The sequence below is a fragment of the Streptomyces sp. NPDC054866 genome, assembly GCF_053610745.1.
The window spans coordinates 508694-523186 of the sequence record NZ_JBSGZA010000006.1; the positions used below are offsets into that span (position 1 = coordinate 508694).

Here is a 14493-nt window from a genome sequence, read left to right on the forward strand (position 1 = left end):
CCCCGCCCCGTCCCCACGGGTCCACCCCGCCCCGGTGCGCGTATCCCCCGTACGCACCGGGGCGGGGTTCATTTGTCCCTCGCCGCTTTGTTCCGTTCGGAAACTTTTTGCTCTCGGTTTGTCCACAGGACGGTCGCTCGGCTGGCTGTTGCCCGGGAGCCGGTTAGGCTCGTGTCCGCGAGGCCAACGCCCCGCGTACCCGCGTCACATCCCAGAAGGAGATGCTCGTGCCGTCCATCGACGTCGTCGTAGCCCGGGAAATCCTGGACTCCCGAGGCAACCCCACGGTCGAGGTCGAGGTCGGCCTCGACGACGGCAGCACGGGTCGTGCCGCCGTTCCGTCCGGTGCGTCCACCGGTGCTTTCGAGGCCATCGAACTCCGTGACGGTGACCCCAACCGTTACCAGGGCAAGGGCGTGGAGAAGGCCGTCCTCGCCGTCATCGAGCAGATCGGCCCGGAGCTCGTCGGGTACGACGCGACCGAGCAGCGCCTGATCGACCAGGCGATGTTCGACCTCGACGCCACCGACAACAAGGGCTCGCTCGGCGCCAACGCCATCCTCGGCGTCTCGCTCGCCGTCGCGCACGCCGCGTCGGAGGCCTCCGACCTCCCGCTCTTCCGCTACCTCGGCGGCCCGAACGCGCACCTGCTGCCCGTTCCGATGATGAACATCCTGAACGGCGGGTCGCACGCCGACTCGAACGTCGACATCCAGGAGTTCATGATCGCGCCGATCGGCGCCGAGTCGTTCTCCGAGGCCCTGCGCTGGGGCACCGAGGTCTACCACACGCTCAAGAAGGTCCTGAAGGACAAGGGCCTCTCGACCGGCCTGGGTGACGAGGGCGGCTTCGCCCCGAACCTGGACTCCAACCGCGCCGCGCTCGACCTCATCCTCGAGGCCATCAAGCAGGCCGGTTACGTCCCCGGTGAGCAGATCGCGCTCGCGCTCGACGTCGCCGCGTCCGAGTTCTACAAGGACGGCTCGTACGCGTTCGAGGGCAAGTCCCGCTCGGCCGCCGAGATGACCGAGTACTACGAGGAGCTCGTCGCCTCGTACCCCCTCGTCTCCATCGAGGACCCGCTGTTCGAGGACGACTGGGCCGGCTGGAACGTCATCACCGAGAAGCTCGGCGACAAGGTCCAGCTCGTGGGCGACGACCTGTTCGTCACCAACCCGGAGCGCCTGGCCCGTGGCATCGAGGAGAAGTCGGCCAACGCCCTTCTGGTGAAGGTCAACCAGATCGGCTCGCTGACCGAGACCCTGGACGCCGTCGAGATGGCCCAGCGCAGCGGCTTCAAGTGCATGATGTCCCACCGCTCCGGTGAGACCGAGGACGTCACCATCGCCGACCTCGCCGTCGCCACCAACTGCGGCCAGATCAAGACCGGCGCCCCGGCCCGCTCCGAGCGCGTCGCCAAGTACAACCAGCTGCTTCGCATCGAGGAGATCCTCGACGACGCCGCGGTGTACGCAGGCCGCAGCGCCTTCCCGCGCTTCAAGGGCTGAGGCGTAGCCACCTCGTAGTTACCTACGTCCCCGTACTCGGTCCCGTACCGTGTGCGGGGACGTACGTACGTATCGGGGAGGCGGCACACATGGCCGTGAAGGACCGCGACCGGTTCTCCACCGCGACCAGGCTGCGACTGCTCGGCGAGCAGACCGCGGAGCGTGTCTACCGCTCCCAGACCAAGCGCCAGGCGCGCCGCTCCCGGCTCACGGGACGCGCCGCGCTCCTTGCGCTCGTGCTGTGCTCGCTGGTCGTCGCGCTCGCCTACCCGATAAGGCAGTACGTCTCCCAGCGCGCGGAGATCGCCGACCAGCGCAAGGAGCAGGCCGAGCGCCGCGAGAACGTCGAGAAGCTGCGCGACGAGAAGGCCCGCTGGCGGGACGACGCGTACGCGGAGCAGCGCATCCGGGACCGGCTGCACTATGTGATGCCGGGTGAGACCGGCTACACGGTGGTCGACCCCGAGGCGGCGAAGCAGCAGCGCACCGACCAGGGGGCCGCCGCCAGGCCCTGGTACTCGAACGTCTGGGACGGCGTCGACAAGGCCGACAGCCCGGCCGCCGACGACTGAATTCAGCAGCACCTCTACGGAACCGATCGAAAGACAGGCATGGAAACGCCCCCGCCGACCACCCCGCGCACCGAGCCCACCGACGCCGACGTCGAGGCCTTCAAGCAGCAGCTCGGCCGTCCGCCGCGCGGCCTGCGGGCCATCGCCCACCGCTGCCCGTGCGGGCAGCCGGACGTCGTCGAGACGGCGCCGCGCCTTCCGGACGGGACGCCGTTCCCGACGACGTACTACCTGACGTGCCCACGGGCCGCTTCCGCGATCGGCACCCTTGAGGCCAACGGCGTCATGAAGGAGATGTCGGAGCGCCTGAAGACGGACCCCGAGCTCGCCGCCGCATACCGCGCGGCGCACGAGGACTACATCGCGCGCCGTGACGCCATCGAGGTCCTGGAGGGCTTCCCGAGCGCGGGCGGCATGCCGGACCGCGTGAAGTGCCTGCACGTCCTGGTCGGCCACTCCCTGGCCGCGGGCCCCGGCGTGAACCCACTGGGCGACGAGGCGCTCGCGATGCTGCCGGAGTGGTGGCGCAAGGGAGCGTGCGTGAGCCTGCCGGAGGAGTAGGCCGGCCGTGCCCGTTGTGGGCAGGCGTTCCGCAGGGCGGAACGGGTGGGCACAACGCCGAAGCCGCCGAGTACCGATTCAACTGAGGAGCCCCCAGAGTGACCCGCGTGGCAGCCATCGACTGCGGCACGAACTCGATCCGCCTGCTCGTGGCGGATGCCGACCCCGCGACCGGTGAACTGGTCGACCTGGACCGCAGGATGACCATCGTCCGCCTCGGGCAAGGCGTCGACAAGACGGGCCGCCTGGCTCCGGAGGCCCTGGAGCGCACCTTCGCGGCGTGCCGCGAGTACGCCGAGGTCATCAAGCGCCACGGCGCCGAACGCCTCCGCTTCGTGGCGACCTCCGCGTCCCGCGACGCCGAGAACCGCGACGACTTCGTACGAGGGGTCCTGGACATCCTCGGCGTCGAGCCGGAGGTCATCAGCGGTGACCAGGAGGCCGAGTTCTCCTTCACGGGAGCGACGAAGGAGCTGGCGGGAAGCGACCACCTCGCCAAGCCCTACCTGGTCGTCGACATCGGCGGCGGCTCCACGGAGTTCGTCGTCGGCGAGGACCACGTCCGCGCCGCACGCTCCGTCGACGTCGGCTGCGTGCGCCTGACGGAGCGGCACATCCGCACCGACCCGCCCGCGCCCGCCGAACTCGACGCCGTCCGGGCCGACATCGGGGCGGCGCTCGACCTGGCGGAGCGGACGGTGCCGATCGGCGAGGCCCGCACCCTGGTCGGCCTCGCGGGCTCGGTGACCACCGTGGCCGCCATCGCGCTCGGCCTCGATGAGTACGACTCCGCGGCGATCCACCACTCCCGGGTCTCCTACGAGCAGGTAAGCGAGATCGCCGGCCGCCTGAGCCGGTCCACGCACGACGAGCGGGCCGCGATCCCGGTCATGCATCCGGGGCGCGTGGACGTCATCGTGGCGGGTGCGCTCGTACTCCTGTCGATCATGGAGAGGACCGGCGCCAGGGAGGTCGTCGTCAGCGAGCACGACATCCTCGACGGCATCGCATGGCACGCGGCGGAGGAGCTGCGGTAGGACGTCAGCGCGGGTCGGTGCAGGCACTCAGATGTTGCGGTAGACGTCGCGACGGTCGCCGACTTTGACGACGAGGATGACGAGCTCGCCTTCCAGGACCTGGTAGGCGACCCGATAGCTGCCGACCCTGAGGCGGTAGAGACCGGACGGGCCGGTCAGCTTCTTGATGTCGGCGTCCTCGCGGTACGGGTCGTCGCCGAGTGCGGTCAGCGCGGCGAGGATGCGCATGGCGGCAGGCCGGTCGATCGACCGGAGCTGCCGCTGTGCTGCCGTGGTGAACCGGAACGCGTACTTCACGCCGCGCCTTCGCCCCGCTCGCTGAAGAGGTCGGCCAGCAGCTCGGCCATGGTCACGGTCGGGCCGCCTTCGGCCAAGACCGATTCGGCCTCGCGTGCGAGGAGTTCGTCCGCCGCTTCTTCCAGCGCGTTGAAGTCCGCGATGGGTACGAGAGCAGCCACGGCGGCGCCGTTGCGCGTGATTATCGTGGCGGCGCCCTGTTCCGCACGGTTGATGTGGTCCGCAAGGTGCGCGCGGGCTTCGCGCACGGTCACAGCGCTCTCATCCATAAACAGAGTGTACGCGCTAGCGTGTACACCGGCAATGAGGGTGGCACCGGCTGGGTTGATCGCCTGAGCGTGTCATGTAGCGTCCGAGCGGCTGGTGAGGGGCTCCGAAGGCCCGTCGGCGACATGCCGTCGGGAAACTTCGTGAAGTTCTTCACAAGGAAATCGGCTCAGTTGGACGATGTTCAGGCGTTCTGGACCCCTAAAAGTGACCCCAGAGGGCCTCGCGACCCACGACAGTGAAGGTTCGGGAGGGGGCCCGGAGGGTGGATCTGCCGGGTGGTCCACTGTGTCCCGGGGGCCAGAGCGGCAGCTCACAAGGGGTGCCCAACGTCTCGGGTCGTCCCGTGGTTCCCCTGGGGTGCTATGGCCTGCGTCACGTGGGCGGCGAAGTGTAGCAGAGGGTGTACCCATGCTTGTGAAGGGGCGCACGAGCGACCCCCGCCGGGCAGGTGGATACTCGATGGCATGAGCACCACGGAGCGTCCCAGGATCCTCGTAGTAGGCGGTGGGTACGTAGGCCTGTACGCAGCTCGGCGCATTCTCAAGAAGATGCGCTACGGAGAGGCGACCGTCACGGTCGTCGACCCCCGGTCGTACATGACCTACCAGCCCTTCCTCCCCGAAGCCGCCGCCGGCAGCATTTCGCCTCGGCACGTCGTCGTCCCGCTGCGACGCGTGCTGCCCAAGGCGGAAGTTCTGACCGGCCGGGTCACCACCATCGATCAGGACCGCAAGGTCGCGACGATCGCCCCCCTCGTGGGCGAGGCGTACGAGCTGCCTTTCGACTACCTGGTCATCGCGATGGGCGCGGTCTCCCGCACCTTCCCGATCCCCGGCCTCGCCGAGCAGGGCATCGGCATGAAGGGCATCGAGGAGGCCATCGGCCTGCGCAACCACGTCCTCGAGCAGCTGGACAAGGCTGACTCCACGACGGACGAGGACGTCCGCCGCAAGGCGCTGACCTTCGTCTTCGTCGGCGGTGGCTTCGCGGGTGCGGAGACCATCGGTGAGGTCGAGGACATGGCCCGTGACGCGGCCAAGTACTACAACAACGTGAAGCGCGAGGACATGCGCTTCGTGCTCGTCGATGTCGCGGACAAGATCCTCCCCGAGGTCGGCCCGAAGCTCGGCCAGTACGGCAAGGAGCACCTCGAGGGCCGCGGTGTCGAGGTCTACCTCAAGACCGGCATGGACTCCTGCGTGGACGGCCACGTGGTGCTCAACAACGGCCTCGAAGTCGACTCCAGCACCATCGTGTGGACCGCGGGCGTCAAGCCCAACCCGGCGCTCGCCCGCTTCGGTCTGCCGCTCGGCCCCCGTGGCCACGTCGACACCCAGACGACCCTCCAGGTCCAGGGCACCGACTACATCTGGGCCGCGGGCGACAACGCCCAGGTGCCGGACATGGTCGGCCGCAAGGCCGGCAACGAGAACGCCTGGTGCCCGCCGAACGCCCAGCACGCGCTGCGTCAGGCCAAGGTCCTCGGCGACAACGTGATCTCCGGCATGCGGGGCTTCCCGCAGAAGGAGTACAGCCACGCCAACAAGGGTGCGGTCGCCGGTCTCGGCCTGCACAAGGGCGTCGCGATGATCGTCATGGGCAAGATGAAGATCAAGCTCAAGGGCCGTCTCGCCTGGTACATGCACCGCGCGTACCACGGCATGGCGATGCCGACGTTCAACCGCAAGATCCGCGTCTTCGCGGACTGGACCCTCGCGGTCTTCCTCAAGCGTGAGGTCGTCTCGCTGGGTGCCATGGAGACGCCGCGCGAGGAGTTCTACGAGGCCGCCAAGCCCGCGCCGAAGCCCGCCGCGGCCAAGGCCGAGGCTCCGGCCGTCGAGGCCTCCAAGGACGGCGAGAAGGCCAAGGCCTCCTGACCTCCGGTCGCTGAAAAGACCCGAAGGGGCCGCCCGCCATCCGTGGTGCGGGCGGCCCCTTCGGGTTTTCCAGGGCTGTTTACATGGCGTCTACATGTATTTTGCCGATCCGTGACGCGGCAACGGGACTGCGCAAGCGCCCCGTTGGTGTTTACGTGGTGTTGAACCTATCCGGGATATCCCCAATCACGGAGGTGTGCACCATGCCAGATGCCGCACTGCGGCTGAAGAGCCTCGCCGAACAACTGCTGGGAGCCCCGCTCCCCGTACGCATTCGTGCCTGGGACGGTTCGGAGGCAGGCCCGCCGGGTGCCCCCACCCTCGTCGTACGCAACCGCCGCGCCCTGCGCCGCCTGATGTGGAAGCCGGGCGAGCTGGGCCTCGCCCGCGCCTGGGTGGCCGGTGACCTGGACGTCGACGGCGATCTGTACGCCGCGCTCGACCGGCTCGCCGAGTTCATCTGGGAGCGGGGCGAGGACGCCAAGAACCTCAGGGAGTCCCTGCGCGACCCGGAGTTCCGCGCCGCTGCCCGCACCCTGGTCGGCCTCGCCGCGCCGTTCCTGCCGCCGGCCCCGCCGCCGGAGGAGATGCGCAGGCGGCGCACCCTCCATCTGCACACCAAGGGCAGCGACCGGCAGGCCATCAGCCACCACTACGACGTGGGCAACGACTTCTACGAGCTGGTGCTCGGCCCCTCGATGGTCTACTCGTGCGCCTACTGGGAGTCCGAAGGCTCCACCCTTGAGGAAGCCCAGCGCGGCAAGCTGGAGCTCATCGCCCGCAAGCTCGCCCTGAAGCCCGGCATGCGGCTCCTCGACGTCGGCTGCGGCTGGGGCTCCATGGCGATCCACGCGGCGCGCGAGCACGGCGTCACCGTCGTCGGCGTCACGCTCTCCCAGGAGCAGGCCGCGTACGCCAGGAAGCGCATCGCGGAGGAGGGGCTGACCGACAAAGTCGAGATCCGTGTCCAGGACTACCGCGACGTGCGCGACGGTCCGTACGACGCCATCTCCTCCATCGGCATGGCCGAACACGTCGGCGCCGAGCGGTACTTGGAGTACGCACGCGATCTGCACGCCCTCCTCAAGCCGGGCGGCAGGCTCCTCAACCACCAGATCGCGCGCCGCCCGCAGACCGACGAGTCGACGTACGAGGTGGACGACTTCATCGACGCCTATGTCTTCCCCGGCGGCGAGCTCGCCCCCGTGGGATCCACCGTCGGGCAGCTGGAGCGCGCCGGGTTCGAGGTGCGCGACGTGGAGGCGATCCGCGAGCACTACGCCCTCACCCTGCGCCGCTGGGTCGCCAACCTGGAGGCCCACTGGAAGGAGGGTCAGCGGCTCACCTCACCGGGCCGCGCCCGCATCTGGCGCCTCTACATGGCGGCGTCCGCGCTCGCCTTCGAGCGCAACCGCATCGGCGTCAACCAGGTCCTCGCGGTGAAGACCCCGGAGGCAGGCACCTCCGGGATGCCGCTGCGGGCCCGCGTCTGGCGGTAGGGCGTACGCGAGTGGGGCCCCGGGCGGCGATCGCCCGGGGCCCCACTCGTTCACGTACCGGCCGGTGCTACTCGGCCTTGATCGCCATCAGCGGGTTCAGCTTGGCCGCGCTGCGGGCCGGCCACATCGCCGCGAGGACGCCGACCAGGCCCGCGATGCAGAGGAAGATCGCGATACGGCCGAGCGGGATCTCCATGGAGTACGTCTTCACCGTGCCGGAGATGCTGTTGCCCGCGACCCAGCCCATGAAGAGGCCGAGGCCGACGCCGAGCACCGCGCCGAACAGGGAGATGATGACCGCCTCCAGGCGCACCATCTGCTTGACCTTCGCGCGGTCGAGGCCGATGGCCCGCAACATGCCGATCTCGTGCTTCCGCTCGAAGACCGACATGGCCAGGGTGTTGATGACACCGAGCACCGCGATCAGGATGGCCATCGCCAGGAGGCCGTAGAGCATGTTCAGCATCATGTTGATCGCGCCACCGATCTCGTTGCTGATCGCGTCCTTGTCCTGGATCTTCAGGGCCGGGTTGTCGCCGAGGGCCTTGACGATGGCGTCCTCGGCCTTGTCGGAGGTGCCGCCCGCCATCTTCACCAGGACCTGCTGGTCGGTGATCTTGGACATGTGCGGGTCGACCACGGCGAGCGGTGTGAACAAGCCGTTGATCATCTCGTTCTGCTCGTAGATGCCGGCGATCTTCAGCTTGACCGTCTTGTCGTCGTCGAACGTCACCGGGACGGTGTCGCCGGTCTTGAGGCCCTTCTTGTCCGCGGTCTTCTTGTCCACCAGCGTGGAGTCGCCCTTCAGACCAGCGAGCGAGCCGCTGGTGAAGTCCAGGCTCGCCACCTTGCCGAAGTCCTTCTCGTCGACGCCGGTGACCTGGCCGTACGAGCCGTCGAGCTCGCCGTAGGCGGTGCGCAGCGGGCTGCTCGCCTCGACGTCGGGGAGCTTGTCCAGCTTCTCGCGGACCTCGGGGGTCAGCGGCTGGTAGTTCGCCATGGAGACGGTGTAGTCGGCCTTCAGGGAGCCCGCGGCCATCTTGTTGATGGCGCTGCTCATGGAGGTCGCGACCACCGTCATCGCCGTGATGAGGGTCAGGCCGATCATCAGGGCCGCGGCGGTGGATGCCGTACGGCGCGGGTTGCGCAGCGAGTTGAGCCGGGACAGCTTGCCCGGGACGCCGAACGGCTTCAGGAGCGGGGCCGACGCGGCGATGAAGGGCCGCGACAGGAGCGGCGTGAGGACGATGACGCCGACCAGGATGGTCGCGGCGCCGCCGGACATCACGTAGTTGTCGTCCATGAACATCATGACCGTGCCGATGGCGACGATGACCGAGCCGATGGAGTTGCGGACGATCAGACCACGCGTGGTCGGCGTCGCGTGGACGCTGTTCATCGCGGCGACCGGCGGGATCTTCGCGGCGCGGCGGCCCGGCAGCCAGGCGGCCAGCATGGTCACGACCACACCGATGATCAGGGCGACGACGATCGTGAGCGGGGCGATGACGAGCGGTCCGTCGGGCAGCGAGGCGCCCGCGGAGTTCATCAGGGACTCCAGGCCCACGGCCACGCCGATGCCGAGCGCGAAGCCGGTCACGGCGGCCACCAGGCCCACCAGGAACGCCTCGATGAGCACGGAGCGCGTCACCTGACGGCGCGAGGCGCCGACGGCGCGCATCAGGGCCAGTTCCTTGGTGCGCTGGGCGACCAGCATGGTGAAGGTGTTGGCGATGATGAAGATGCCGACGAAGAGCGCGATGCCGGCGAAGATCAGCAGGACCTGGCTCATCGAGCTGGTCTGCTGCTCGATCATGCGGTCCTGGTCGGACTTGAGCTCGGCGCCGGTGACGGCGTCCGTGTCCTTCGGCAGGATCTTCTCGATGGAGCTCTTCAGCGCCGTCTCGGAGGTGCCCGCGGCGGCCCTCACGTCGATCTCGTCGTACTCGGTCTTGCCGAGGACCTTCCGCGCGGTGTCGTTGTCGAACACCACCAGGCTGCCGCCCGCGAGGACGCTGCCGTCCTCGGTGTCGAAGACGCCGCTGACCTTCGCCTTCTTCACCGGTCCGTCGGTGGAGTAGCGGACGGTGTCGCCGATCTTGTAGCCGGTGCGCTCGGCGGTACGGGAGTCGAGGGCGATGTCACCGGCGGACTTCGGGGCGGCGCCCTTGGTGAAGTCGTAGCGCGGGTCCTTGCCGTCCTTGCCCGGGAAGTAGTTGGCGCCGGAGGTGCCCCACTCGCCGCCGACGAGCTTGCCGTCCTTGTCGGCGAGCGCGGTGAAGCCGGAGACGCCGGCGATCGCGGAGTCGGCGCCGGGCAGGCCGCCCGCCTCCTTCAGGAGGGAGTCGGTCAGGCGCGGCTTCTGCTTGGTCTCGTCCTCGGCGCCGCCGAACTGCTGGATGGCGACGGAGACGTGGTCGAAGCTCTTCGCCGACTTGTTCTTGTAGGCGTTGCCGAAGGTGTCGGTGAAGACGAGGGTGCCGGAGACGAAGGCGACGCCGAGCATGACGGCGAGCACGGTCATCAACAGCCTGGCCTTGTGCGCGAGCACGTTGCGCAGGGCGGTACGGAACATGGGTGTGAGTCCTGGTGGAAGAGAAGGCGGGACGAGACGCGGACGCGTGGTCGGTCAGCTGGTCCGCCCCTTCGCGTCGAAGTCCTTCATCCGGTCAAGCACGCCCTCGGCGGTCGGCGAGAGCATCTCGTCGACGATCCGCCCGTCGGCGAGGAAGATGACGCGATCCGCGTACGCCGCGGCCACCGGGTCGTGGGTGACCATGACGACCGTCTGCCCCAGCTCTCGTACGGAGTTCCGCAGGAAGCCGAGGACCTCCGCACCCGAGCGGGAGTCCAGGTTTCCCGTGGGCTCATCACCGAAGATGATGTCCGGCTGCGAGGCGAGCGCACGGGCCACGGCGACGCGCTGCTGCTGGCCGCCGGAGAGCTCCGTGGGCCGGTGGCTGAGCCGTCCGGCCAGGCCGACCATCGAGATGACCTGCTCGAGCCACTGCTTGTCGGGCTTGCGGCCCGCGATGTCCATCGGCAGCGTGATGTTCTCCAGGGCCGTCAGCGTCGGCAGCAGGTTGAAGGCCTGGAAGATGAAGCCGATCTTGTCCCGGCGGAGCTTGGTGAGCTGCTTGTCCTTGAGGGTGGACAGCTCGGTCTCGCCGATCCGCACGGAGCCGCCGCTGAAGCTGTCGAGCCCCGCGACGCAGTGCATCAGGGTCGACTTGCCGGAGCCCGACGGGCCCATGATCGCGGTGAACTCGCCCTGCCGGAAGTCGACGGAGACATGGTCCAGGGCGACCACCTGGGTCTCGCCCTGTCCGTACACCTTGGAGAGATCCGTGGCGCGTGCGGCCACCGCGGTGGTGCGGGCGGCGAAGGGGGTGGTGGTCACGGGGTTGTGCTCCTGTCGGGACGACGAGTGGGGACGTACTCCATCGTCCTTGCGGATCCGCGCCATGTAGTCAGCCGCTGTTCCGGTTCCGGGGGCCCTCTCCAGTCGGACCCCGGGCGCCCGTGTCATACCTGGGGATGACCCCGGTCCCTGAGACGGGTACCACCCCTCAGTGACCCGCGGGCGCCACGCAGGCGGTGAAATTCCGTCATTCCGTCACGGAGGCCGCACAGCGGTGGAAGGGCCTGCGGCATGTACCGATGGGCCGTACCGGTGGCTGATGCACCCTCAGACGTCAATAAAATAAGACAACATCGGGCTGTTGTTCCGCTGTTCGAGGGACGCCTCCCGATAGGGTCGAATCACTTGATGCGGAGCCCATGGCCTGCCCGGATGGTGGAATGCAGACACGGCGAGCTTAAACCTCGCTGCCCCTAGCGGGCGTGCCGGTTCAAGTCCGGCTCCGGGCACCTCCGCCAAGAAGTCGGCGGTTACGTCCGCCAAGGCATCAGCGCGCCGTTGAAGCGGGCCGCCGTGTGCAGGTCCGCCTCGATCGCCGCCGCCGTCTCGCGCAGTGCGGGAAGCAGCGCCCCGACGGTCTTCTCCAGCGGGGCGGTGCCCGCGTGCTGGGCCACGTTCAGGGCGGCGACGACGCGTCCCTCCGCGTCCTTGAGCGGTACGGCGACCGAGCGCAGGCCCTCCTCCAGTTCCTCGTCCGCGGTGGCGTAGCCGTCGGCGGCGGCACGGTCCAGGATGCGGTTCAGGTCCTCTGGGGCGGTGACGGTGCGCCGGGTGAGGGGGCGGGGCGGTTCGGCCTTCAGGAGGCGCGCACGGTCCTCCTGAGGGAGCCCGGCGAGCAGGACCCGGCCCATGGCGGTGGGGTAGGCGGGGAAACGCGTGCCGAGCGTGATGTAGACGCTCATGACGCGCACCGTCGCAGCCCGCGCCACGTACAGGATGTCCGTCCCGTCGAGCACCGTCACCGATGCCGACTGGTGGACCCGGCCCGTCAGTTGGCGCAGATGCGGATCGGCGATGTCGGCGAAGCCGAGGCGCGAGAGGCGCGCGTAACCGAGCTCCATGATGCGGGGGAGCGGACGGTAGAGGCGGCCGTCGTGCGCCGCGTACCCCTCCAGCTCCAGGGTGTGCAGGCAGCGGCGTGCGGTGGCCCGTGGCAGGCCGGTGGCGGCGGCGATGGCGGTGAGCGGGAGGCCGTCGCCGCCGGCCCGGCCCAGGGCGCGCAGGACGGCGAGGCCGCGGGCGAGGGACTGGAGGAAGCCGGGGCCGAGTTCGGCTTTCGCGTCGACCGCATCCACTGCGCCCACCGCGTCCACCGGCTGACCGGGCGTCAACTCCGCTTCTCCGTACGGCGATGGCGCGGGCGGCAGGGACTCCAGGTGCGCGGCCTCCTCCCGCAGCCGTGGCAGCACGAGCTCCGCGAGGCCCTGTGCCGTGTGCCTGCTGGTGTGGCTCACCGCGGACAGGGCGTACCGCGGGCGGCCCGCCGCGTCGCGCACCGGGACCGCCGCCGCGATCAGGCCCGGCTCGATCAGCTGGTCGTCGAGGGCCCAGCCCGTCGCGCGCGAGCGCTCCACGCGGCCGGTGAGGTCCGGGGGCAGGGGCGCGGGGCCCGGCGGCAGCGCGGGAAAGGCGTGCCCCTCGGGATCGGCGGCCACGCGGGCCCGCCACGCCGCCCACGCCGCCTCGTCCCACTCGGCGGCGAACAGCGCGCCCGGCGCGCACCGTTCGGCCGGGAGCAGATCGCCGATGCGGAAGGCCACCGACATCGCGCGGCGCCGCGCGGCCTGCGTCACGAAGCGGACGCCGTCGCCGTCCGGCACCGCCAGGGACACCGACTCGTCGAGCTCGTCCGCGAGCCGGGCGGTGCGCGCCGCGACCTCGCCGCTCAGCCCGCTGGCCGCGAGATAGGCGTTGCCGAGCTCCATCAGGCGGGGCGTGAGGTGGAGTTCCTGGCCGTGCTCGCGTACGTAACCGAGGCGGGCCAGGGTCGCCACGACCCGGTCCACCGTCGAGCGGGCGAGGCCGGTCGCGCGCACGAGGTCGCCCGCCCTGACCTGTTCGGCGACCGCGAGGGCGCGAAGCACCGCGAGGCCGCGCTCCAGGGGGCGTACGGACTCTTCTGGCATGGCGCCGCTCCTCGCACGGTCGGAACACCGGTGGAAACGGATGCCACAGAACCGTTGACAGCCGCTGGGTCCGGTCGGAGACTCCCGTCAGCACATTATGAATAAAAGTTCACCAGACGAACAAGTGGAGGGGTCGGCCGATGCGCACCACCGTCGGAATCATCGGAGCCGGACCGGCGGGCCTGCTCCTCGCCCGCCTGCTGCACAACGCCGGCATCGATTCCGTCGTCCTGGAGACCCGGGACCGCGCCTACGTCGAACAGCGCCAGCGCGCCGGGATCCTGGAGCAGGGCACCGTCGACGTCCTGCGCGAGGCGGGCGCCGCCGCCCGCATGGACCGCGAGGGCATCGGGCACGACGGCATCGAGCTGCGCTTCGACCGCCGCAGGCACCGCGTCGACTTCCCCGCCCTGACCGGCGGCAGGTCCGTGATGGTCTACGCCCAGACCGAGGTCTGCAAGGACCTCATAGCCCTCCAGCTCGCCGCCGGGGGCCCGCTGCTCTTCGAGGCGGAGGCGCTCGCCGTCGAGGGCGCGGAGAGCGAGAACCCGTGCATCCGCTTCCGCCACCAGGGCCGTGAGGACGTCCTGGAGTGCGACTACGTGGTCGGCTGCGACGGCTCCTGGGGTGTGGCCCGCAAGGCCGTGCCCGCCGATGTCTCCCGGGTCTTCGAGCGGACGTACCCCTTCGGGTGGCTCGGCATCCTCGCCGACGTACCGCCCTCGCACGACGAGCTCGTCTACGCCCGCCACGACCGCGGCTTCGCCCTCCTGTCGATGCGCTCGCCGACCGTCACCCGCGCCTATCTCCAGGTCCCCGCGGGCACGGACGCCGCCGACTGGGGCGACGAGGCGATCTGGGACGAGCTCGACCGCCGCCTGGAGACCGACGACCCCTCCTGGACGCTCAAGCGCGGACCCATCACCTCCAAGTCCGTGACCCCGATGCGCAGTTACGTCCACGAACCGATGAGGCACGGGCGGGTCTTCCTCGCCGGGGACGCCGCCCACATCGTCCCGCCCACCGGCGCCAAGGGCCTCAACCTCGCTGTCGGCGACGTCGTCACCTTCGCCCGCGCGCTCGTCGAGTACCGCGAGACCGGCTCCGACGCCCGCCTGGAGGCGTACTCGGAGACCTGCCTGCGCCGCGTCTGGCAGGCCGAGCGCTTCTCGTACGCCATGACCACGATGCTGCACCGCGCCCCCGAAGCCACCCCCTTCGACGACCGCATCCAGCTCGCTCAGCTGGACCGCATCACCACCGCACGCCCGGCCGAGACCGACCTCGCCGAGAGCTACACGGGATTCCCGCTCGACTGATCCCGC

At 69.7% G+C, this 14493-nt stretch carries 12 protein-coding genes and 1 tRNA gene; 8 read left to right on the top strand and 5 right to left on the bottom strand.

The window, feature by feature from the left end; genetic code table 11:
• Positions 1-227 precede the first annotated feature (227 nt).
• The 4 genes from eno to ACWGI2_RS30410 all read left to right on the top strand — a co-directional run bounded on the left by eno (position 228) and on the right by ACWGI2_RS30410 (position 3678).
• Positions 228-1508 carry a phosphopyruvate hydratase gene (gene eno / locus ACWGI2_RS30395; RefSeq protein ID WP_453400206.1) on the top strand — a complete coding sequence of 427 codons (1281 nt, stop codon included), beginning with the start codon at positions 228-230 and terminating at the stop codon, positions 1506-1508.
• An 89-nt stretch (positions 1509-1597) separates the two neighbouring features.
• Entirely contained in the window at positions 1598-2080 is a 483-nt protein-coding gene (locus ACWGI2_RS30400) for an FtsB family cell division protein (RefSeq protein ID WP_453400207.1), read from the top strand.
• Positions 2081-2119: 39 nt separating this feature from the next.
• Positions 2120-2641: a DUF501 domain-containing protein gene (locus tag ACWGI2_RS30405; protein WP_453400208.1), complete on the top strand. Its 522-nt coding sequence runs from the start codon at positions 2120-2122 to the stop codon at positions 2639-2641.
• A gap of 98 nt (positions 2642-2739) precedes the next feature.
• Positions 2740-3678 (top strand): Ppx/GppA phosphatase family protein, encoded by a 939-nt coding sequence (locus tag ACWGI2_RS30410; RefSeq protein WP_453698790.1) that lies wholly within the window; start codon positions 2740-2742, stop codon positions 3676-3678.
• Positions 3679-3705: 27 nt separating this feature from the next.
• On the opposite strand, the gene ACWGI2_RS30415 is transcribed toward ACWGI2_RS30410, so the two are convergent.
• Positions 3706-3975 (bottom strand): type II toxin-antitoxin system RelE family toxin, encoded by a 270-nt coding sequence (locus ACWGI2_RS30415; protein ID WP_453400210.1) that lies wholly within the window; start codon positions 3973-3975, stop codon positions 3706-3708.
• Complete coding sequence (locus tag ACWGI2_RS30420) at positions 3972-4244, bottom strand: type II toxin-antitoxin system Phd/YefM family antitoxin (protein WP_453698791.1); 273 nt, start codon at positions 4242-4244, stop codon at positions 3972-3974. Before ACWGI2_RS30420 ends, ACWGI2_RS30415 begins: the two co-directional genes overlap by 4 nt.
• A 465-nt stretch (positions 4245-4709) precedes the next feature.
• On the opposite strand from ACWGI2_RS30420, the gene ACWGI2_RS30425 reads away from it, so the two are divergent.
• Together ACWGI2_RS30425 and ACWGI2_RS30430 are read left to right on the top strand one after the other, a co-directional pair.
• On the top strand, positions 4710-6122 hold the full coding sequence (locus tag ACWGI2_RS30425) for an NAD(P)/FAD-dependent oxidoreductase (RefSeq protein WP_453400212.1): 1413 nt from the start codon (positions 4710-4712) through the stop codon (positions 6120-6122).
• Positions 6123-6325: 203 nt separating this feature from the next.
• Positions 6326-7621 carry a class I SAM-dependent methyltransferase gene (locus ACWGI2_RS30430; RefSeq protein ID WP_453698792.1) on the top strand — a complete coding sequence of 432 codons (1296 nt, stop codon included), beginning with the start codon at positions 6326-6328 and terminating at the stop codon, positions 7619-7621.
• Positions 7622-7688: 67 nt separating this feature from the next.
• Here the strand turns inward: ACWGI2_RS30430 and ACWGI2_RS30435 are convergent, their stop codons facing one another.
• The gene (locus tag ACWGI2_RS30435) at positions 7689-10196 is read right to left on the bottom strand and encodes an ABC transporter permease (RefSeq protein WP_453698794.1); all 2508 of its coding nucleotides are present in this window, start codon (positions 10194-10196) and stop codon (positions 7689-7691) included.
• A gap of 54 nt (positions 10197-10250) precedes the next feature.
• On the bottom strand, positions 10251-11021 hold the full coding sequence (locus ACWGI2_RS30440; protein WP_453698796.1) for an ABC transporter ATP-binding protein: 771 nt from the start codon (positions 11019-11021) through the stop codon (positions 10251-10253).
• 387 nt (positions 11022-11408) lie between these two features.
• Between ACWGI2_RS30440 and ACWGI2_RS30445 the strand changes: the two genes are divergently transcribed.
• Positions 11409-11491: transfer RNA gene (locus ACWGI2_RS30445), tRNA-Leu, on the top strand.
• A gap of 21 nt (positions 11492-11512) precedes the next feature.
• On the opposite strand, the gene ACWGI2_RS30450 is transcribed toward ACWGI2_RS30445, so the two are convergent.
• A complete protein-coding gene (locus ACWGI2_RS30450) occupies positions 11513-13168 on the bottom strand; it encodes an IclR family transcriptional regulator domain-containing protein (protein WP_453698797.1) in 1656 nt (551 codons plus the stop codon).
• 140 nt (positions 13169-13308) lie between these two features.
• Here ACWGI2_RS30450 and ACWGI2_RS30455 point away from each other — a divergent pair, with 140 nt between their 5' ends.
• Entirely contained in the window at positions 13309-14487 is a 1179-nt protein-coding gene (locus ACWGI2_RS30455; RefSeq protein WP_453698798.1) for a 4-hydroxybenzoate 3-monooxygenase, read from the top strand.
• The last annotated feature ends 6 nt before the right edge of the window (positions 14488-14493 follow it).

Coding starts and splice junctions, on each gene's coding strand:
- ACWGI2_RS30400 (WP_453400207.1), top strand. CDS start 1,598: ATGGCCGTGAAGGACCGCGACCGGTTCTCCACCGCGACCAGGCTGCGA.
- ACWGI2_RS30405 (WP_453400208.1), top strand. CDS start 2,120: ATGGAAACGCCCCCGCCGACCACCCCGCGCACCGAGCCCACCGACGCC.
- ACWGI2_RS30420 (WP_453698791.1), bottom strand. CDS start 4,244: ATGGATGAGAGCGCTGTGACCGTGCGCGAAGCCCGCGCGCACCTTGCG.
- ACWGI2_RS30425 (WP_453400212.1), top strand. CDS start 4,710: ATGAGCACCACGGAGCGTCCCAGGATCCTCGTAGTAGGCGGTGGGTAC.
- ACWGI2_RS30430 (WP_453698792.1), top strand. CDS start 6,326: ATGCCAGATGCCGCACTGCGGCTGAAGAGCCTCGCCGAACAACTGCTG.
- ACWGI2_RS30435 (WP_453698794.1), bottom strand. CDS start 10,196: ATGTTCCGTACCGCCCTGCGCAACGTGCTCGCGCACAAGGCCAGGCTG.
- ACWGI2_RS30450 (WP_453698797.1), bottom strand. CDS start 13,168: ATGCCAGAAGAGTCCGTACGCCCCCTGGAGCGCGGCCTCGCGGTGCTT.
- ACWGI2_RS30455 (WP_453698798.1), top strand. CDS start 13,309: ATGCGCACCACCGTCGGAATCATCGGAGCCGGACCGGCGGGCCTGCTC.